This window comes from Leptolyngbya sp. FACHB-261 (assembly GCF_014696065.1).
Lineage (GTDB): Bacteria > Cyanobacteriota > Cyanobacteriia > FACHB-261 > FACHB-261 > FACHB-261.
The window spans coordinates 66,838-87,563 of record NZ_JACJPL010000028.1; the positions used below are offsets into that span (position 1 = coordinate 66,838).

Genomic DNA, 20,726 nt, shown 5'->3' on the forward strand with positions numbered 1-20,726 from the left:
CTCAGACAACATAGAGAAACGACATCCCGAGCCATCAAACTCAGCTACCCCTTAAACCTGTTTATGCAATTGCCTATAAAAAACTGATAACTACATCTCACTTCTCTAGATTCTAAACAAGGAGCTGCAATGGCCAACTCATCCGCCAAATCATCAAAACGCCCATTCTTTATTGAACCTCGAACACTCATTGCTTGTTTCGGTGCCCTCCCTGCTTGTTTCGCTGTTTATACATGTCTCTATATGTTCGCTGTTCCGTATCTGCTAAATTCAAGGAGTGTCGTCATAACTTATACTGGATTTTACATTCAATTTCCAACTCTTATCGGAGAAGTGCACAACCTTCGCTGTCAGACTAGTGGGGCAGTTGTAGACGGTTATGAATACTTCTGCCGCTTTAATGCCGAACCATCAAGCATTGAGCAGTTTGTTAAGGAGATGAAATTCACTGCTGGGGAGTACGAATGTGGAGATTTAGAGCAGTATCCTCAAGAGCAGTGGTGGAAGCCGACAGACATAGCCGGAGGACAATGCTACTTAAACAGCCCCGCTGGTCACCCTATACTGTTGTATTCTCCAATCAGTCAACTTGCTTATATAAAAGATGCTGACTACTCTATAGACCATACTGACGACTAATCTTATTCTGGGACCACACGATAAAACTTTCCCAGGCTCAGAAGCCACTATCTCTAATAAAGCTGACTAATTATGCTACTAGGCGACCAGTGGGAACATAACCAAAAGCTTACTGCTAGAGCGAAGGGCAAAGTGGCTTAGAATTGTTGGTAAGGCAATGCTTTGAGAGGCAGAGTAATGAGATTAGGGAGCACTTTTCAAGTCAGCGTAGGGAATGAGTGAGATGAATCCACTAACTTCAAAGATCATTTTCACAATTGGCATAATCTCATGGCTGATCATCAGGATCCCTTACCAACGAGAGCAAAAACAGAACACCATCGTTGATGACCGAAAAACCCTTCAAGAAAAGGTAGTGCGCCTTCTGCTATTGCTTGGGATACTGTTCCTCCCGTTGGTTTACGTTCTATCTCCTTGGTTAAACTTTGCCAACTACCATCTACCAACCTGGGCAAATGGATTAGGCATCGCTACTCTTGCGCTCTCCCTCTGGTTGTTTTGGCGCAGCCATCACGACTTAGGCAAAAATTGGTCATCAACGCTGCAAATTCGAGAAGGACACACATTGACAACCAATGGTGTTTATCAAAACATTCGTCATCCGATGTACACCTCTGTCCTGTTACTTTGCATTGCACAAGCACTATTGCTGGCAAACTGGATTGCAGGTCTATCTGGATTCATTAGCTTCAGTATTGCCTATACAACCCGAGTTGGCCAGGAAGAACAGATGTTGCTTAACAGCTTCGGCGATGAGTATGAAACCTATAAGCAACGCACAAAGCGATTAGTTCCCTACCTGTTCTAAGCTGAGCCTAACAGCAAGTGACCAGCCGCACATGCTGAAGAAATGTTCGCTGTTCTTAGTAACTGAAAGATTGTCTGTGGACATTTTGGCTCAAGCTACCGCAGAAATTCCGTAAAAGCCTTGATAGACTGCTGTCCCCGCTGTGCATTTCCCGTGGTCAAAAAGTCCAAGATGGCACCCTGAAACAAGTGAAATAGAGATAAAGCAGTGGTTTTATCATTTGTAAGATCAAATAGAGCATCTAACCATTGTTGACTCTCGCGTTCTAAGAAAAGCTGTGTCTCTGCGTCGCCTTGTATGGCACGTCGGTTTAGCTCCATGGTCAGTTTCAGCAAGCCATTCATCTCTGGTGAGGTCAAATGCGTCCACATCTCCAGCAGTCGTTCTACTAGAGAATTTGACCCTTCCCGTGGCACGCCTTGAATTGACCACAATTTTTCACGCAAACGAGTCTCCAAAAGACCAATGAGTTGCCGCTCCAACTCGTGTTTAGAGCCAAAGTGATAAACGAGCATCCGTCCGCTAGTGCCCACTCTTTCAGCCATCGCGTTGATGCTACAGTCCAAAGCTCCCACCCCAATCGCGGCAGCTAGACACCGTTCTAGAAGCTCTTCCTTCTTCTGAGGCTCAGTGGGTCGGCTCATGGGTTGACAATTATCGTAATGGTCATTACATTAATGATTAGCGTAATAGCCATTACAGTAACACCGCTCAATAGGAAAATGACCATGAACGCGAAAAACCAAATCAGCCTCGTCTTGATTGGCTTCGTTATCTGGGTAGCAGCAACACTGGTTTTCCGGATAGCTGGTTCGTACTTCTTTGAACGTTCCGCTACTGAGTATTGGATCAATGTGATCGGCACAGGTGCCTTGTATGCTGCTGTATCCGTGGGATTAATGAAGTGGTGGCGTATTGAACCCAAAAATTGGTTGCAGGGTGCAATCTGTATTGCTTTACCTGGGATGCTAGGCGAGATTCCTATCCTCTCTAGCTTTTCTGAACTAATGAGCAATATGCAGCCCGAGACAGCAGGGCGCTATGCAGCCTTTTTATTTGGTGGTTATGCATCATTAATTGGTTTTGCTTGGCTAATGTCCACCAAAGCAAGTTCACTGCTCACGCCCGACAGCAAGTAATCAGCCGCGAGCAGTGAAGAGCAACCGATAGTGACGCCTCCTAATAAGTCAATGAAGCGGACGGTATAAAGTCTTGGTGGCAATACCAAGGTTGATTGCCACCACTGACTACAGATGTTAAAGCGCTCTATGCACACCATTGACATCGGCAAATTGAAGTTGGAGCCGCAACTTGCAGCACACGCTGAAGAAATGTTTGCTGTTCTTAGTGACCCGGCGATCTACCAATACGAAAATGAACCACCCGTGTCCGTGCAGTGGTTGCGCAAACGCTTCACAAGGCTTGAAGCAAGGCAATCGTCAGACGGTAGAGAGCAATGGCTCAACTGGGTTATCCGACTTCCCAGTGGCGAACTGATCGGTTTTGTTCAAGCCACCGTACATCCAAACCACCAAGCCACAATCGCCTGCGTTCTCACGAGCAAATTTTGGGGTCGAGGGCTCGCACGCCAATCAGTTCAGACCATGATTAGCGAACTGACTGAGCAATACCAGGTGCGCAACCTTTTCGCGATACTCAAGCAGGAAAACTATCGTTCCTTGCGCCTCCTCAAGCGAATTGGTTTCTCTATCGCCTCAAATGGACAATACACTGGAAGCGAAGTAAAGCCAGACGAACTTCTCATGCATTTTGAACCGCAGCTACCATGACACATAAAGCTAAGGCTTGGAGCAATTGGAAGTTGGAATGTTGGGGAGTGTATTGTTTGGTGTAATTGCCTTATGAAAATCTAATAACTACGTTTCAGTTCTCTAGATTCTGAACAAGGAGCTGCAATGGCCAGATCATCAGCCAGATCATCAAAACCCCCATTCTTTATTGAACCTCGAATACTCATTGCTTGTTTCGGTGCCCTCCCTGCTTGTTTCTCTGTTTATATATGTTTCTATATGTTCGCTGTTTCATATCTGCTGAATTCGAAGAGTGTCATCATAACTTACACTGGATTTTACATCAACTATCCAGCTCTTATTGGGGAAGTGCACAACCTTCGCTGCCAAACTAATGGACTAGTTGCAGACGGTTATGAATACTTCTGCCGCTTTAATGCCAAACCATCAAGCATTGAGCAGTCTGTTAAGAAGATGGGACTCACTTCTGCTGATTACGAATGTGGACGGTTAGATGATGAGTCTGCTCAAGAGGGATGGTGGAAACCGTTAGACCTAGTCGGAGGGCAATGCTGCTGGAGTAAGACTGCCGAGACCCCTATACTGTTGTATTCTCCAACCAGTCAACTTGGTTATATAAAAGATTTTGATTACTAAGTTATTTGGATGGTAATTTTAGGCGAGAGAGCTTAACCTTACAAAGCAGGCCAACCAGACAGCGCAGCGGCTTGATAAAAAACCTTTGCTGGCTTCAGTTATTTATAAGAATGATTCCCTCTTTCTGACACTCAGCAACCTCAATTTAAAAGGAGTGACCTTGCCAATAAAATTATTCTCAGAACTAGAGCCTAGACAGAGCAGGTTCCTGTTTGGGGTTGCCGCCATCCTCTTAGTGATGGCGATCTATACAACCAACTTTGTCGCTATCCGATATAGCATTCTCAATGGTTTAACTTCTCTTGATTTGGCCGCCTTGCGCTTTTCCGTAGCCGGATTGGCCATGTTACCTTCCTTTTGCCGTTTAGGTCTCAGAGATCTGGGTGGCTTGGGATGGCCAAGAGCAATGCTCCTGACTTGTTTGGCTGGTTCCCCTTACATGGTCGTTTTCTTTTTCGGACTCAGTTTTGCTCCAGCCTCACACGGTGCCGTTTTGAACCCCTGGCATTGTGCCATCAGTCGTTTTTCTGGGAATGGTGGTTTTGGGACTGCAATCATTCTCACTCAAAAGAGCAATTTCATTGATATCTATTACTCTTGGGGTTGTTTTTGTGACAGCCTCTTCGTTTTCTTTGCAAGGTTCAGTCTTATTTGGAGATCTCCTATTACTGAGTACAGGCATCAGCTGGGGTCTATTTACGTTATTAACTAAGTTGTGGGAGCTGAAACCGCTACAGAGTACAGCCATCGTGTCGGTTATTTCTCTATTTTATCTACCTCCATATTTATTCTTTTCGTATAACGGCTTTGAGTCTGCTTCGATTCCACACATCATTTCGCAAGCAGTTTTCCAGGGCATTATTCTGTCAATCGGCACACTTTACCTAGTCACCTATGCCGTTCAAAACTTAGGAGCACAGTTGACTTCTCTATTCAGCCCACTGGTTCCTGTGCTAACCACCTTAATTGCTATTCCTCTCCTTGGAGAAATTCCGACCTCGGCTCAGGGAATTGGCATTGTCTTGATTGCATTGGGCATGCTGAGTGCCGCAATAGCGAGAGATGCTCGGTAAGCCTGATGTGTTTCAGAGAGCCAGCGGTTGTAGCCATGAGAGGTGACCGTTGATGAGAATAAGCTAACGTGTCAGTGCAACAGATTGGCTGATGCTCTTCCTGCTGACAAGGCTATCTGCAAGCACAGGCCTTCGCCATTAGACAACAAAGCGCCGTAAGTATCTTACACATGAAGAAGACGGAAAATAAAGTATCCAATGGCAACAAAGCAAGATTCTATTATTGGTATAACTGAAATGAATAACGCGGTAGATAAGATTGTGCCTGTTGCACCTCTTGTATCGAGCCATCAAGCCGGGTGGAGCAACATCTTTTTTGCCTACTACCAACAACCTGCTTGTGAAATTCCAACGCACTATCTCAGCCAATATACATTCACAATCTGTAGTGAATTAAGCACTTCATCCTTAATTGAATGTTGTTTGAACAACCAACTTAAACGTTATTACTTCCAAAATGGAGACATCATCTTTTGCCCCGCAGGTATTAGCAAATCCTTAGCCTGGGAGCAGAAAAACAGTTGCATACTGCTTGCCCTTGAACCTGAATTGGTCGAGCAAGTTGCTTATGAGTCTATCAATGTAGAGCATATCGAATTTGCGCCAAAATTTAAGATTATCGATCCATTAATCCAACACCTAGCCTACGCGCTTAAGGCTGAGCTTGAGTCTGGTTGTTTGTCAGGTCGTCTCTACGGGGAGTCAGCGGCAGCAATGCTTGCAGTGCATTTACTCAAGATTAACTCACCTCTCAGACAACCCATCCAAGAGTATAAAGGTGGACTGCCTAGGGACAAACTGTCTCAGGTGATTGAGTACATTGATGAATATCTTGCTCAAAACGTAGGATTATCTGAGCTGGCTCAAGTCGCAGACATGAGCCAATATCATTTTGCTCGGCTCTTCAAGCGGTCAGTGGGTATTACTCCTCATCAATACTTAATCAGACAACGTGTGGAACGAGCAAAGCAGCTCCTGCGACGGCGTGATCTGAGCATCGCTGATGTTGCACTTCAATGTGGATTTGCTAACCAAGGGCACCTCGGCTACCACTTCAAACGTCTACTAAATACCACACCAAAGGTCTTTATAAAGAGCAGCAATAACCTGTAAAACAAGCAATAACCTGTAAGACTAAAAACTAAGTGAATCTATATTCTTAATCGAAGGGTGAATTGCTTGGATGCTCCTGAGCGCAGTATGCAAGTTGCTTAGAATCTCACCTTACCTGTAGTTACTCGTACCTTTGAAAGGGTGGTTCAGTATGTCAAAAGAGCACGTCAACCCAACATCCTTGTTTTCAAGCTTGAAATACGGCTTCTCTCAAATTGTCACTAGTGTCGGCGGAAGGACAGTATACTTATCTGGTCAAACACCATTTAACGCCGAAGAGCAAATTGTCGGTACCACTCGTCAAGAGCAGATGCGTCAAACTTTAAAAAATATCCAATCGGCGATGGAGGCTATTGGTGGGTCGCTTAAAGACGTCGTGTCGTTGCGCATCTATATGGTTGACTACAAACCAGACGAAGAAATCAATGTGATTGTTGATGGTCTCAAAGAGTTTTTTGTTGATGGTAATCCACCTGCAACAACCTGGATTGGTATTTCTTCCCTTGCCGTCAAGGACTTTCTGATAGAAATAGAGGCGACAGCAGTCTTGGAGTAATTACCAAGCAACCTACAGAAATCAATGCAGTTAACGCCTCGGGATCCTACCAGGGGCGTTTTTCAACGACCAATCTGCGTTTCCTCCTTCTGAATCCCAGCAAGCTCAAAAGACAGGCAGTATAGCTCGCTCTGTTCGAGTGTTGCATGAAAAAAGCCGCTCTAATATAGAGTTAGTCAATTACGCCCCTACGTCACTGGTCAAAACAGGTCCACATTGAGAAAAGATTTATGGACATTTGGCATGTTTTGTTAATAGCAATTTCAGTATCCCTAGCGGTGCCTTTGTTTTCTCGCGGGAACAATAATGAGAATGAAACCCGGATTGCATACATAGAACGCAAACTAGAACGAAAACTAGACCTACTCTTGAAGCACTTTGGCATTGAAGAGCAGGGCTACTCTGCCGATGATGATCTTGTTGACCTAATCCTCTCCGGACGAAAAATTGAGGCAGTCAAGCTTTATCGAGAACTACATCCTCATGAGAATTTAAAGAATGCAGTACGGGCTGTTGAGCATCTTATCCGTCAGCATGGCACAAAATAATTACAGTGCGCTCGCTAATCCTGCCGACTGGGTCTCCAAGCGTCAAGCTGACCTATCATTACACTCACAAGCTTAACTGCTTCGCTACTCTAGAATCACAGCCTAACAACTGCGGTGCAGCAGAGTACCACCTAGTTGCTAGTGAAGTTGCAAAGCCTTTGACAATCGTTGACTACGAGCGCTATACGGCTTCAACTACCGGCTAGGGCGTAGCTGAACTTTGCCCGTGAAGTGACCAAAAGCAACAGATGTTAAGTTGCTCACCTCAGCCTCCGGCCAGATCATTCATAATTTCTTCGTCATAAGTGTGGTGATTGAAATGCGGAATATCTGGGCATTTGCTTGGGGTGCGTTGGTTGGAGTGCTTGGTGGGCTAATTGGTCTGGGTGGTGCAGAGTTTCGCTTACCCGTTCTGGTCAGCATTTTCAACTATCGAACCCTACAAGCAGTCATTATCAATCTCATTGTAAGTCTCGTCACAGTCGCCTTTTCATTCATCTTCCGAAGTGGCGTCATTGGATTGGAGGACGTTGCTGAACATTGGGCAGTGATCGTCAACATCTTGGCAGGCTCTCTAATCGGCTCTTATCGTGGGGTCCACTACGCAACTCAGATCAGCGAGCGAACCTTACATTGGATCGTTGTAGGGTTTCTGATTTTTCTAAGTATGGTATTGATAGGACATAATTTCATCTTTAGTGTTGGTCGTTTGCAACTGCCAATTTTTTTGCGAATCGGCTTTGGATTCTTAGCAGGAATCGTAATTGGTATATTCAGTAGTATGTTGGGCGTGGCAGGTGGCGAACTGATTATCCCAACTATTATTTTGTTGTTCGCCGTTGATATTAAATTAGCAGGGAGTTTCAGCCTCGCGATTAGTATTCCAACGATTGTGATGGGCTTATTCAAATACAGAAGTCAGCAGCGACTAAAGGAGGTTAAATCAGAACAGAAATTTATCGGTTCAATGGCCTCTGGTTCAATTCTAGGTGCATTTGTTGGCAGCGGTCTTTTAAGGCATGTATCAAGTTCTCTGCTGTACTTGATCTTGGGTACAATTTTGTTGTTGTCGGCTTTGAAGTTGGCTAAGCACAAGCCAGCTGCCTAACACGCCCATGCCCATGCCCATTAGCCGCCGAAAATTGCTCAGTTATGATGCAGAGGTTGCCTGAGGTGGGTTATGGGCAACATTAGCTAGCCAATACCATAGCCGATCACAAGCCATGCCGAAGCCAACGAGGTATCTGTGGTACAAAGCTTTCGCCCAATTTCTAGCGAGCTGAAAAGCGGTTTAATCGAAGTTGCCTCGAACACCTGGACGATTGAGGCGAAAGGGTGTGTCTGCTACCGCTCTCCCATGCAGCCCCGCTATCCTTATACACATCGCGCAGTTGTGATTCGTCTCAGCGACGATAGCCTTTTCATTCTTTCCCCAATTCAGCTCACTCCCGATATTTGTGCCGATATTGATGCCCTTGGGGTTGTGAAATATCTCGTTTCACCCAATCACTTACATCATCTATATATGGGAGACTGGAGCCGAGCCTACCCCACTGCCAAGCTTTACGCATCACCCCGGCTGGCTTCAAAGCGCAAGGACTTAACCTTTTACAAAACGCTGTCTACAGATACGCCTGAGCCCGAGTGGGTTGGGCAACTCGACCAGTGCATTTTTGGGTCGGGGAATGGATGGTTTGATGAGATTGTCTTCTTCCACCGGGCGTCGCGCACTGTAGTCTTCACGGATATGGTCATGGACTTTGACCCAGCGACTTTTTCATCTATTTCGCGTGCTACCACTCAGTGGAACCAAATGTATCGACACACGCCGCGTGGCGTGCAGCTCGCGCACCTCTTTGACCGCGCATCTCTACGGGATGCCCTCAAGACTGTCCGTGGTTGGGAGCCCGAGTATGCAATAGTTGCTCACAGCCCCTGGTTATGTGTGGAAGGGAAGAAACAGGTCGCAGACTTCTTAGACTCTGCCTTCGATTGGCTGACCCCACAGCCTGTGCTCGTTGAATCCGTGATGACTGTAGCACGGCTCTCAACGCTCCTACTGGTTATCTGCCAATCCACGCACTCATTGTGTTTACCGCCGATATAGCTTATCCACACCTGACGAAACGGGGTGGGAGCAAGTAAGTTCCCTTCGCAATCGAACGACCCATTCCAACCATGCCTGCACAGACCCAGACTTCTTCTCAGAAGCAATGACATCGCGAGACATCAGGCTCGGCTACGCCTTAAACTTGCTTTCAGACTAGATAGAACTGAGCAAAGCAGTAGAAATAACCCCCTCCCTTGCTCCAGGCTCAGCTTAAGTTGAGCCTTAACTTAGTTATCTTGCCTGTTCAGAACTACTGAGACAGCCAATCATAAGGGTAGGACCCGAAGGAGAGCTTGTACATCTGCTCTCCTACAGCAGGAAGCTTGCGGGTCAGATTTTATAGCAGGGAGACAGTCGTCATGGATTCACGGTTGAAGATCGGTGGCTTGGTAGTTGCTTTTGCTGCAGCCATAGTAGTTGGGCCAAAGATCGTTTCGGCACTCAATCCCTCCAGTGACGTTAATACCTCTGGGACCTGGCCTCAGAATAACAAGTCCATTGAGAGCCCTGGCTTTCCCAGTGGCAACAAATCTATTGAGAGCCCCGGCTTTCCCAGTGGCAATAAGTCCATCGAGAGCCCTGGCTTCCCCAGTGGTAACAAGTCCATCGAAAGTCCTGGCTTCCCTAGTGGTAACAAATCCATTGAGAGTCCTGGCTTTCCCAGTGGCAATAAGTCCATCGAGAGCCCCGGCTTCCCCAGTGGTAACAAGTCCATCGAAAGCCCTGGCTTCCCTAGTGGTAACAAGTCTAATCAAGACCCTAAGTCCCAGGGTTACATCATTAATTCAACCCAGAGCGACCGGACCCAACCCGACCAACCAAGCCCAGCAGTTCCTTAAGCTGGATGGACCAGACGGGCCCGACCCAATTGACAAGATCGCCACTGCTTGACAGAACCGTGCAAGTGAATCAGGGCGCTTAGCTCTCCAGCTCGGCGCCCAGTTTTTCTGGGCTCAGTTTTCTTGGATAACCACCGATGTTTTGGGCGTTGAGATAGGTACGTGGCAAACGAAGAACATCTCACCCTGCTTGAGCAGGGGATAATAGCGTGGAACCAATGGAGGCAGGATGCTACTGAGCAGCCAGATCTCAGTGGTGTAAACCTCAGAGGTAAAAACCTCAACCGCCTCAATCTTGCCCAGGCAAATTTGCAAGGGACCGATCTCAGAAACGCCGAACTTTGCTACGTAGATTTCACTGGTGCTAATTTGCATCGGGTGAACCTCAACGAAGCGTATTTGATTCAAGCCAACCTCAGCAGGGCTGACCTCAGTGGCGCAAGTCTAATTGAGGCACATCTAGCCGAGGCCAACTTTGCTGAGGCCAATCTAGCTGGCGTTAACCTGACTGGTGGGGACTTAAAGAAGGCAAACCTGAGCAACGCTAACTTGAGTCGCACTGATCTCAGCGAGGCTAACTTCTTCGGGGCCAATCTCAATAGCGCCGGTCTAAACTTTGCCACTCTAGGATCTACAATTTTCGCAAACACTGACTTGACTGACGTGAAAGGACTTGACTCCTGCCACCACAAGGAGCCAAGTATTGTTGATCACCAAACAGTTGTTAGGTCTAGAAACTTAGATCCGACCTTTTTATATCAATGTGGAATTCCCCAGCAGGTGGCTGATTGCCTACTATTACTGCCACATCAGCCTCTGCAAACTTCAATCGTCAGTCAAGTGGTAGCCGACAATCCTCCTCGGCGCGCTGAGCTGTATCATGTTTTTCCAATTTCCAAAACCTACGAGCCTAAGCAAGGTTTTTTGTTGGATGAGAAAAAACTACAGAGAATTCATGACATTTTGCTCACTGGTCTGAACCGGTGTCGGGATCAGTCTTGCCTAATCTACGAAGTTTTTCGAGCCGACCATTCCTATCTGAAAACATCAAGAGTCGAAGACGTTTTCAAGGAAGGAAATAAGAATCTCAAGAGAATAACCAGAATTAGCGTTAGCAACGAGCACAGTAATGAACTAAAGCTAGAACTTGTCTTTCAAAAACTAAGCTCTGGTGGTCATACGGTGCTGAAAGTCGAGGGAGACAAAGCAGAAGCAACAGTTCCCGCCTACGAGGCGTTGCAGCAATACTTAGCCAGTCAAGTCAATGTCGTCAAGGATCAATCAAAGATTCGGCTTTTATTGTCTATCAAGATGGGCTTGCTATTTTTCTTGAACTTAACAGCTCTTCAGCCCCTGAGCAAACAGTATCCAATCCTGGCAGCCTCGGTCAATACAATCACTAATGTAACCGCGATCTTAGCGATCTTAATTGCACTGATCGGTGGCCTAAAATGGTACCTTGGGCCTGAGCTTGTCAACGACTATCTTTTCCCAGATAGCTTTTTTCTCTTCGGGCAAGAGACTAATCATTACAGAAAAATTCAAGAACTTCGTAAAACCGTAATCCTGAGCTTTGTTATCGCATCCGCGCTAGGGATTTTAGTCAACCTTTATACTAGTTGAGCCATTCTTTCCAAAACTCAGGCTCAAAGTTAAGAGCTAGGCAGAAAACAGAAGCCCACGTGAGCAGTTACAAGTGGATCAGCAAAGCGTCATGAAGAAAATCGCACTGGCGGAACACTTCGGTTCCGCCAGTGCAATTAGGAGCAAGTTTTCTACAGGCGAGTTCGCTATCTACTCAAACAAAACCATGCACAGAGCTATTTTTAGCTGTCTAGTCGCTACAGGGCTTTGCACACACTGATTTGTCGCTTGGCTCGCAAGATAGCGCCTTCTTTTTCCAATTTGCTTAGCGCTCGCGAAAAGGTTTCAGGGCTGAGACCGAGTTCACCTGCGATTATTCTGAAAGGTCGGTCCAGATAAACGTTTCCTGTTTCAGAAGGCTGGGCACAATTGCGCAGATATTGTAGGACGCGCTCTTTAGCCGAGCTAATTTCTCGCAACTCCAGGTGGGCCTGTAGAAACTGAACATGTTCAACCAGACCCTGCAACAAGTTTTGAGTTAGCCCAGGACGGCTCTGTAGAAACGATTTGGGATAGACCAGTACGCGAGAGGCAACCTCAGCAACGGCTGCATAGGCATAAACCTCAGAAAGGAGGGAAGCTTCAGCAAAACTGTGGCCTGCCCGCGCTATTTGTGAGGTGACCATTTTCCCCTCACTGGTGTAGCTAACCAGCTTGAGCCGACCCGTTTGCACGACAAAAAAAGCTAAAACTGGATCACCCGGTTGAAATAGAAACTGCCCTGGAGCGAGATCCTGATAGGTTAGCGTTGGCAGTAAATTTGGGGGGCACTGATTGTAGTTCGACCGCTCAGCTGTTGGAAAGCTGAATCTATCTAGATCAGGTTGATTGAGCGAGATAAACTCGAGCGTCTGATTTGAACCTAAGGGTGGAGAGGTTGGCCTGAGCGCTTGAGTGTTAAAGCTGGCCGAATAAATACTAACCATTTCGTCTTCTCCTATTAACTGGTTGTAGGGTATCGTCAAGAATTACTAAGAAGATCTAGACATGAATCCTTTGCAAGCAAAGTTTTCTTTCCCTAAAAATTGCCCAATCGGCCCGACGCCACGATTGCTGCTAACAGCCCTGTTCTGTCCCAGTTGCTATTGTGACGAACACCATTAATGAAGAATGCAGGTGTTTGAGTAACGCCACTGCGGGTTCCACTCTCGAAGTCTTCTTGAACTCGCTCGTCATGAATGTGGTCTGCCAACTCGCGTAAGACCTGAGTCACGTTCAAGCCGAGGTTAATGACATACTCCACTAGATAACCGTTACCTAGAGCGTGCTGATGATTGAATAGGATGTCATGCATTTCCCAAAACTTGCCTTGAGCAGCAGCAGCCTCTGCAACTTCAGCTGCCTTCTGAGCTTGAGTATGCAGTTGAGGCTGAGGGAAATGACGGAATACAAAACACAGCTGACCCGTAAGTTGGCGTTGAATTTCCTGCACAATGACATGAGCTCGACCGCAGTTAGGAGACTGATAATCTCCATACTCCACTAAGGTTACAACAGCCTCCTTCGAGCCTTGTCTGTGGTCACGCTCCCCTACTGGAAGAATCAGTCTATCCATATCTACCGCTTGACTCATGAGTTTCTCAGAGGCGTGTCTTGCGAATGGATGGGCGTTTCTACTTGAGGTCCATGAACAAGAGTATCGAGCTTGTAGGCTTTAACCACACTGCTCCTCAGTCATGAGTTTCAGCAGTCCCAGAACTTAGGGAAGTTGTTAGCTCTAGAGACAGGAAAAATCCTTATCCTTTGGCTAGGTCACATTGAGCCAAGTCATGCCTATCTAGATTGTGTTGGTCAAATATGTGTTGACCAAATGCATGTTGGCCAAACATGTGTTGGCCCAAGTTATGTTGGCCTAGCTTTGTGTTTGCCTGGACCGAACCTATGGGCCGAACATAGCCTAGTTAGCTGGCAACCTTTCTAGCCAGGATATCGTAACTAGGCTTCCCCAAACTTACCCTAGACGCGCAAGGCCTCGTTTGAGTGCTACTACCACGGCTTGTGTCCGGTCGCTGACTCCCAGTTTGACCAAAATATTGTTGATATGAAACTTGACTGTGCCACTGGTAATTGCCAGAGCAGTAGCGATTTCCTGGCTGCTTTTACCGGCCACCAAGTGCTGGAGCACTTCTAGCTCCCGCTCTGTAAGTTCTAGGCCACCAATCCGTTCGGTCAGCTTGACTGCTACGGTTGAGGCAATGTGCTTTTGCCCACTATGCACAGCACGAATGGCATCAAATAGTTCTTGGCAAGGGGCATCTTTAAGCAAATAGCCGCGCGCACCCGCCCTCAAACCCCGATAGATGTCCTCGTCCCCGTCATAGGTCGTCAGAACAATGATCCGAGCCTCAGGAAATTCGGCTCGGATCGCAGCAACGGCATCCGCTCCCTCCATGCGTGGCATGCGCAAGTCCATGAGTGTTACGTCTGGTTGATGCTGACGGAATAGAGCAATGGCCTCCTGCCCGTCTCCGGCCTGAGCAATGATTGTCATATCAGCTTCGCGCTCCAACAGCGCGGATAGACCCTCGCGCACGGGTGGATGATCATCCACAATCAGAATCCGAATGGCGCTGGCACTACTCATGACCTTCCCCTGCTCCTGCTGTACCTAGACCGCAACCACCACCACCACTTGCGTTCCCTCTCCTGGCGAACTGACGATAGTCAAACCTCCGCTGATTCGCTCGGCCCGCTCCTGCATACTGATCAACCCAAAGGAATCACGCTCTCTGGGCAGTGAGAGATCCAACCCCTTACCATTGTCTCGAACACAAAGACGGACTTCGTGGCCGCTAAAGCTCAACTCCAAATCGAGTCTGGTGGCTTCAGCATGTTTGAGAACATTGGTCGTAGCCTCTTGAGCGATGCGCAACAGCTCGCTTTCCAAATCAGGGGGCAAGGGACGCGGGGTGCCCTGAACTTGAAACTCAGCGCTGATTTGTGTACCTGCGGTTTTCTGGTGAAGATAGCGTTGAAGCGCATCGGTGAGATTATGGTCCTCTAGCCCTCCTGGCCTTAGGGCGCGGACTGAGCGGCGGGCTTCAGCCAAGCCAGCACGGGCAAACTTGCTAGCCCGAACAATATGAGTCTGGGCTGCCTGAGGCTGCTCCTGCACGATCCGATTGGCGGCCTCCAGTTGCAGAATGATGCTGGTTAGGGCTTGGGCTAGGGTGTCGTGGATCTCACGCGCCATGCGGTTGCGTTCTTCTTGCAGCGTTGCTTGCTGGGCTGCCTGTTTTGCCCTATCAGCCAGCCGCGTCAATTGAATCGCTAGAGCTGCTTGGTGGGCCAATGCATAGATCAGTTCCAGTTCTTCAGGCTTGAGCGCTGTCTTCTGCTCAAAAGCGAGGCCAAGCATACCAACCGGCTGCTCGCCAGCCATCAGAGCCAGAGCCGCTGCCTCATCATCCCCCACGCGACGATGCCACTCCAGCGTGCCAGGCCAGGCCGGGCCGTCAAAATCGTGGACATTGACCTGGTAGATCTGTCGGGTCTGGCACATGGCACTGAAGGCAGGGGTAATATCTGCCGAAAATGGGGATTGGAACAAGCCCGGCTCGTCCGCAACTGCGCCTAAATGAACCCGTCCAGCATTCACCGATAGATGCAGTTCGAGCGTATTGGCAGTGGCATTGAAGAGAAAGACATAACCTCGGCTGGCTCCAGCTTGCTGCGTGATTTCGAGCAGGACGTGACCGAGGAACGAATCCAAATCGGAGTCCTCTGCCAACTGATTCAAACTGCGCTTGAGGGCTTCGTTTGCTTTTGCCAGTTCTGCTGAACGTTCTTCAGCGGCTCTGGCACGTTCTTCAATGAGTCGCTCAACTAACTGTTTGCGGTGTAAAGCAGCCCCAATACTGTCGGCAGCAGCCGTGAGCACATCGATTTCTTGCTGAGTCCAATGGCGAGGGTTTACACAGTCATCAAAGCCAACACAACCGAGATAATGTCCTTCAATAAAGATAGGAACCACGCCAGTCGATTTAATTTCAAGCAACTCAAATTGGGCTCGGGTCACCTCTGGCAAGTCATCCACAACTCGCCAGATGGAGCGACCGGCATAAAGGGGCTGGATCAAGACCTGAAACTTCTCGTTGTCCATCACCGACATACCGACGGAGGCATGAGCGGAGCAACCTTCTGCAACCCATTCATAGGCGACACAATGTTGTCGTTTTTGGCTGAACGGATCTTGTCGTTCAAGGATCAGTGACACACGACTGATGTTGGCAACTTCTCCAACTGCCCGGAGAGCTGCTGGAATGGCTGTGTCCACATCCTCCGTTTCCAGCAGGTCTTTGGTAATTTGAGCCACAACAGAAAGTAGACAATCCCGTTGCTGCAAAGCCTCATTGGCTTTTGTCAGTTCTGCCGCCCGTTCTTGGGCCGCTTTTTCTTGCTCCCGAGCAATTGCGGCTTGTTTAGCCCGCTCAGAAAGACGGGCCAACTGTAAGGCCAAGGCCAATTGTTTGGCTAGTGCCTCGGCTAAAACAATCTCGCTCGCTGTGTAGGGTGACGTTGCCTTACGGCAGATCACCAGGGCCCCTTCGGCAACTCCATCTACAACCAGAGGGATGTTCAGTTCAGCTTCCCAGCCATGTTCGCGTTTAAACTCATCAAAGGCTGAAACTGAAGTTCCTTGCTCGTGATCTACAATGCTGGCTCGGTTGCGCTCTCGAATTGCACTTCCCAAATAGTCTGAAGGCACTTCAACCCCAGCAGCCAGTTTTCGGATCAGCGCAAACTTATCAGGATCGATGGCCTCTAACTCGTGAGGCAGGAAGACCCGACCATCAAGACACCAATAGCGCAGGAAAATCCAGTTGCCACCAGGCTGGTCGTAGAAGGCACAGCTTTGCCCACCAAAGCAGCGTGCCACCACCTTCAGAACCGGCGGCACAAACTCGTCAAGGTCATCAACAACGGCAAGAGCGTCGATAGTAGATTGCAAGGCATCATTTGCCTTCGCCAGTTCTGCGGCACGTTCTTGAGCGGCTTTTTCCCGTTCTAATAAGACTTGATGCTCGGCTTCTTCCCGAGCCTGCTGGATCCGTTTGCGTTGGATGGCGCTGCCAATGCAATCTGCCGCGATTTTTAATACGGCAAATTCAGACGGATTTCGCCGTTTTGCCTCACGGCAGTCGTCAAAGCCAACGACTCCCCAAAACTTGGTTTCTACAAAAATAGGAACAACGTGAAGTGATTTTATCCCAACTGCGGCTTGCACACTGCGAAATGGCTCGGGCATTTCTTCAAGCAAACAGCTGAAGCTCTGTCCCTGACAAAAAAGTTCGTACCATTCTTCAATTCCTTCGTAGCTCCCTTGGGCTGCCTCAGGGTGAGTAATTTGGCGTATGGTATGAGCGGAATCCCATTCGTACAAAATCCTCCACCATATTGAGGATGGATCAGATGGATGAGCAAAATTCTCGATCACTGCGACGCGATCGGTATCCAAGCTTTCCCCAATGATGCGTAGCGCAGTGTTAACTGCATCATCAAAGTTTTCTACCGTTAATAACGCATCCGCAGCTGTCGCTGTCGCCTCTAAGAGCCGATCGCGCTGTCTCAATTCTTCATTCGCTTTTGCCAGTTTCGCGGCCTGTTCTTGAGCTGCCTTTTCCTGTTCTCGGGCAATGGCAGCTTGCTTGGCTTCCTCTGCTAGTCGGGTGAGCTGAATAGCTAACGCAACTTGGTTCGACAAGGCAATGACCAGTTCGCATTCTTCCTGCGAAAAGACTCGTTGCTCACGAAAGCCTAGCCCCAAGAAGCCAACACTGCAATCGCCTGCCTTGAGCACCAGCGCGGCTACTTGTTTGCGTCCCTCCCGCAGATGCCACTCAACGCAATCTGGCCACATGGTTGCTTGTAATTCAGGATCCATGGTGACCATATCGAGAGTTAAGAAGAGGTTTTGCTCCTCCATCAGACGAAAGGCAGGCGTGATATCTACCGAGAAGGCAGCAGAAAAAATTTCAGGCTCAGTGGGTGTGCCCTGCTCGCTCAACTCCCCGTCAATGACCCGAGCAATTAGCTCCAACATCCGGTCCGGGTGCAGCACATATAGGTAAGCAAGATCAGCTTGTAGGGTAGCTGCAATTTCAAGCAGGACTTGCTTCAAGAAGCGGCTCAAATCCCCCTCGTGGGTGAGCCAGGAGAGGCTACGACGTAGGGTTGCATTAGCTCTCGCTAATTCACTGACCCGTTGTTGAGCGGCTTTTTCCTGCTCTCGAGCAATGGCAGCTTGCTTGGCCTCTTCTGCTAGCCGGGTGAGTTGCACCGCTAAGCTCGCTTGATGGACTAATGCCTGAGCCAGCTCAATTTGTTGGGCAGTAACTTGGTGCTCACGGGGAAGGCGAATAATCAACGCGCCGATACAAGTATCCCCCAACACCATAGGAACGTTGATTTCTTTGTACAAACCAACTGCTGCGATCCACTCGCAGTGTTTTGTAAAGGAATTCGTGCTGTGATCTTCGTAAATTAGACATTCCTTGCGCTGTTGCAGGGATTCAACTCCCATTAGCTCAGGCGGCACTCTGAAGCCCGTCAAGCCTGGATGGGTTGGGAAAACCTGGGATATTTCTTCACGGTCAAGGGTTTGCCCCTGCCGACTCATCAGACCAATGTGGGCGATGTCTCCCTCTGGGTGATACCAGTATTCAGTGATAGGGGCTTGGAATTGGTTGGCAATCACCCCCAGGACATGCCCCAAAAACTTGTCTAAATCCGGTTCCTTCGCCAGCACATCCAGCGACTGCTTGAGTGCATCCTTAGCTTTGGTTAACTCTGCTGTGCGCTCTTGCTCAGCCTGCAGGAGAGCTTGTTGAGTTCGGCGCAGTTCAGTGACATCGATCTGTGCGCCCCAGACATCAACAACATAGCCATCCTTGATGTTAGCGACAATGTTATTTAAGAAGTAGCGTTGCTGCCCTTGGGCATCAATTTCTTCCGTTTCTACATTGCGAACACGATAGTTATTTTCCAGAACAGTTCGAATAAACTTCCTGTTCTTTTCTGAGTCCTCCACATGAAAATCGGCGATTTCCAGGCCGGTTAAATCTTCAGGATTCTCAACCCCGTACATTGCAGCAAAAGCAGAATTAACTTCCTCAAGACGAAGATTTTGACAGAACAACTTAAATTGTTCTTCGATTGGCAAGTTGACTGGGAATGGCGGATCCAATTTTGCGTAATGGAATCCTTCGCTACTTAATTCGAACAGGGTCCGATAGCGCTCTTCCGATTCAGCGAGCTGATCAAGGGCTTGTGGGAGATGAGTATTGACCTGCTCTAATTCAGCCGCACGATCCTGGGCCGCTTTTTCCTGCACTTTAATCAGGGCAGTCTGCTTTGCTTCCTCCGCTAACCGAGTAAGCTCTAGTGCTAGCGTGGCTTGATGAGCTAGTGCTTGAACCAGTTCTATCTTCTCCGGGTTCGGCTCTAGCCATTCTCTAAAACACGGAGCCATAAACCCAATTACCTGACCACCTACTACAAGCGGCACAGCAACCACTGTTTCGTGCCCCATTTCTCGATGAAACGAGGGCGCTTGCGGAAAGCTATTGGGATCAGTCGCAGCCATCTCATGTGTCACAATCCAACCGGATTGAATTGCATTCCAACTTGGGCTAAGGTCTGCCGGTATGACTTCCCGAAAGGTTTCTAAACGTGGATCAGTGGCGATATCTACGATCTGACCATGCAGATAAATAGCTTTCATCGAAAGCGTATGGGTTGCTTTGTCATACGAGAACAAAGCATTAGAACAGGCTCCAATTTGCTCTGCGGCTTCGGTTAGCACATGTCCTAGAAATGCCTGCAATTCCGGCTGTTCGGAAAGCTTGCCAACCGCACGTTTCAAGACATTATTGGCTTTTGCCAGTTCCGCTGCCCGTTCTTGAGCCGCTCGTTCTCGTTTCTTGAGGATGGCAGCTTGCTTAGCTTCCTCCGCAAGCCGAGTTAACTGGATAGCTAGGGTAGCCTGCTGCGCTAGAGATTGAAACAGTTCCATCTGCTGCTCGGCCACCTGTTCCTGTTCTCGGAACGCCAGACCGATATGACCGATAGGTTGCTCGTTGAGCCGTAGGGCGAAGGCAACAATGCTCTGGTGTCCCTGCTCTTGGTGGAAGGCTAGTGTGCCAGGCCAGAATAGATGTGCTTCCTCAACCAGATTGAAGAACCTGGGTTGTCGCGACTGCAGCAAGATCTCAAAGAATGGGCTAGCGTCCACCGAGACTTCTGGGGGAAAGGGTTGAATTTCGAGCCGCCCTTCCAAAACCGTAGCCACTGTCGAGAGAGTGTTACGCTCCGGCTGCAAGACGGTGAAATGTCCAGCGGCGGCACCCAGTTGCTGAGCTGCCTCTAGAATCACATACCCCAGAAATGCCTTGAGATCCGATTCATGCGCCAACCTGTCGCCTGTTCGGCGGAGCGCTTCATTGGCCTTGGCAAACTGACGCTCCTGAACCTGAGCCGCTTTTACCTGCCCCCGTAGTGACTGCTCAATCTGCTGCTGTTGGGCAAGCGCTGCCCGCAATGTCTCAATTTCAGCCTGGGCACAGCGTAGTTCTGTTGTTATCCGGTCGCCTGAGTCAGACTCCGTTGACATTGCCTGATTAGCATTGGTTGCTTGTGCTTCAGGCATGATCGGCCTCCCGCAGGGCGTTAATTTCTGGAGTGTAGCCAGTCCTCCCTAACAGAAACGTTATCAGAGCTTAAGTCTAAAGTGTGTAGTTCCTTGCTACTATTCATGTCCTGGATCAACATTAACAACAGGTTAATTGATCCAAATCAAGATTCGAAGTTCTTCACTCAAAAATTAGCAGAATCAGTCATTCTGTCAGAAAACACTCACAGCCTAGCGTAAGAATCATGAAGGAATTTCAGGACCAAAATAAAGAAGCTTAAGTTGAACTTGAACAGGCTTATCAAGAATAAATGCAAGGTATTGCTACACGGGGACGGCTAGCTATTCCCTCAGCAGTG

18 protein-coding genes and 1 pseudogene are annotated in these 20,726 nt (G+C 48.3%); 14 read left to right on the forward strand and 5 right to left on the reverse strand.

Annotation, left to right across the window (positions count from 1 at the left end):
- Positions 1–129: 129 nt before the first annotated feature.
- Together H6F94_RS24225 and H6F94_RS24230 are read left to right on the forward strand one after the other, a co-directional pair.
- On the forward strand, positions 130–639 hold the full coding sequence (locus tag H6F94_RS24225) for a hypothetical protein (RefSeq protein WP_190804851.1): 510 nt from the start codon (positions 130–132) through the stop codon (positions 637–639).
- A gap of 223 nt (positions 640–862) precedes the next feature.
- The gene (locus H6F94_RS24230) at positions 863–1,447 is read left to right on the forward strand and encodes a protein-S-isoprenylcysteine O-methyltransferase (protein WP_190804852.1); all 585 of its coding nucleotides are present in this window, start codon (positions 863–865) and stop codon (positions 1,445–1,447) included.
- A 95-nt stretch (positions 1,448–1,542) separates the two neighbouring features.
- Here H6F94_RS24230 and H6F94_RS24235 read toward each other — a convergent pair whose 3' ends face one another.
- Positions 1,543–2,091 carry a TetR/AcrR family transcriptional regulator gene (locus tag H6F94_RS24235; protein WP_190804853.1) on the reverse strand — a complete coding sequence of 183 codons (549 nt, stop codon included), beginning with the start codon at positions 2,089–2,091 and terminating at the stop codon, positions 1,543–1,545.
- 84 nt (positions 2,092–2,175) lie between these two features.
- On the opposite strand from H6F94_RS24235, the gene H6F94_RS24240 reads away from it, so the two are divergent.
- From H6F94_RS24240 to H6F94_RS24290, 12 genes and pseudogenes are all read left to right on the forward strand, one after another.
- Positions 2,176–2,586: a DUF5367 domain-containing protein gene (locus tag H6F94_RS24240; RefSeq protein WP_190804854.1), complete on the forward strand. Its 411-nt coding sequence runs from the start codon at positions 2,176–2,178 to the stop codon at positions 2,584–2,586.
- Between the two features lie 129 nt (positions 2,587–2,715).
- Positions 2,716–3,237: a GNAT family N-acetyltransferase gene (locus tag H6F94_RS24245; protein WP_190804855.1), complete on the forward strand. Its 522-nt coding sequence runs from the start codon at positions 2,716–2,718 to the stop codon at positions 3,235–3,237.
- Between the two features lie 703 nt (positions 3,238–3,940).
- Entirely contained in the window at positions 3,941–4,567 is a 627-nt protein-coding gene (locus tag H6F94_RS32580) for an EamA family transporter (RefSeq protein WP_242041407.1), read from the forward strand.
- Positions 4,467–4,928, forward strand: a complete 462-nt coding sequence (locus H6F94_RS24250) for an EamA family transporter (RefSeq protein WP_313949373.1) — start codon at positions 4,467–4,469, stop codon at positions 4,926–4,928. The genes H6F94_RS32580 and H6F94_RS24250 overlap by 101 nt, the downstream gene beginning before the upstream one ends.
- A 198-nt stretch (positions 4,929–5,126) precedes the next feature.
- Positions 5,127–6,041 carry a helix-turn-helix domain-containing protein gene (locus H6F94_RS24255; protein WP_190804857.1) on the forward strand — a complete coding sequence of 305 codons (915 nt, stop codon included), beginning with the start codon at positions 5,127–5,129 and terminating at the stop codon, positions 6,039–6,041.
- A gap of 151 nt (positions 6,042–6,192) precedes the next feature.
- Positions 6,193–6,597, forward strand: coding sequence for a RidA family protein (locus tag H6F94_RS24260; RefSeq protein ID WP_190804858.1), 405 nt, complete (start codon positions 6,193–6,195; stop codon positions 6,595–6,597).
- Between the two features lie 230 nt (positions 6,598–6,827).
- Positions 6,828–7,145, forward strand: a complete 318-nt coding sequence (locus H6F94_RS24265; protein ID WP_190804859.1) for a hypothetical protein — start codon at positions 6,828–6,830, stop codon at positions 7,143–7,145.
- A 256-nt stretch (positions 7,146–7,401) separates the two neighbouring features.
- Positions 7,402–8,253 (forward strand): sulfite exporter TauE/SafE family protein, encoded by an 852-nt coding sequence (locus H6F94_RS32585; RefSeq protein WP_242041392.1) that lies wholly within the window; start codon positions 7,402–7,404, stop codon positions 8,251–8,253.
- A gap of 138 nt (positions 8,254–8,391) precedes the next feature.
- Positions 8,392–9,252, forward strand: a complete 861-nt coding sequence (locus H6F94_RS24275; RefSeq protein WP_190804860.1) for a DUF4336 domain-containing protein — start codon at positions 8,392–8,394, stop codon at positions 9,250–9,252.
- A 362-nt stretch (positions 9,253–9,614) separates the two neighbouring features.
- Positions 9,615–10,094, forward strand: a complete 480-nt coding sequence (locus tag H6F94_RS24280; protein WP_190804861.1) for a hypothetical protein — start codon at positions 9,615–9,617, stop codon at positions 10,092–10,094.
- Positions 10,095–10,256: 162 nt separating this feature from the next.
- Positions 10,257–10,688: pseudogene (locus H6F94_RS33645) on the forward strand (pentapeptide repeat-containing protein); the annotation flags it as partial.
- Between the two features lie 69 nt (positions 10,689–10,757).
- A complete protein-coding gene (locus H6F94_RS24290) occupies positions 10,758–11,717 on the forward strand; it encodes a hypothetical protein (RefSeq protein ID WP_242041393.1) in 960 nt (319 codons plus the stop codon).
- A gap of 218 nt (positions 11,718–11,935) precedes the next feature.
- On the opposite strand, the gene H6F94_RS24295 is transcribed toward H6F94_RS24290, so the two are convergent.
- The 4 genes from H6F94_RS24295 to H6F94_RS24310 all read right to left on the reverse strand — a co-directional run bounded on the left by H6F94_RS24295 (position 11,936) and on the right by H6F94_RS24310 (position 20,385).
- Complete coding sequence (locus H6F94_RS24295; protein WP_190804864.1) at positions 11,936–12,664, reverse strand: Crp/Fnr family transcriptional regulator; 729 nt, start codon at positions 12,662–12,664, stop codon at positions 11,936–11,938.
- 92 nt (positions 12,665–12,756) lie between these two features.
- Positions 12,757–13,311: a DsbA family protein gene (locus H6F94_RS24300; RefSeq protein ID WP_190804865.1), complete on the reverse strand. Its 555-nt coding sequence runs from the start codon at positions 13,309–13,311 to the stop codon at positions 12,757–12,759.
- 378 nt (positions 13,312–13,689) lie between these two features.
- A complete protein-coding gene (locus H6F94_RS24305; RefSeq protein ID WP_190804866.1) occupies positions 13,690–14,322 on the reverse strand; it encodes a response regulator in 633 nt (210 codons plus the stop codon).
- Between the two features lie 24 nt (positions 14,323–14,346).
- On the reverse strand, positions 14,347–20,385 hold the full coding sequence (locus H6F94_RS24310) for a GAF domain-containing protein (RefSeq protein ID WP_190804867.1): 6,039 nt from the start codon (positions 20,383–20,385) through the stop codon (positions 14,347–14,349).
- Positions 20,386–20,726 lie beyond the last annotated feature (341 nt).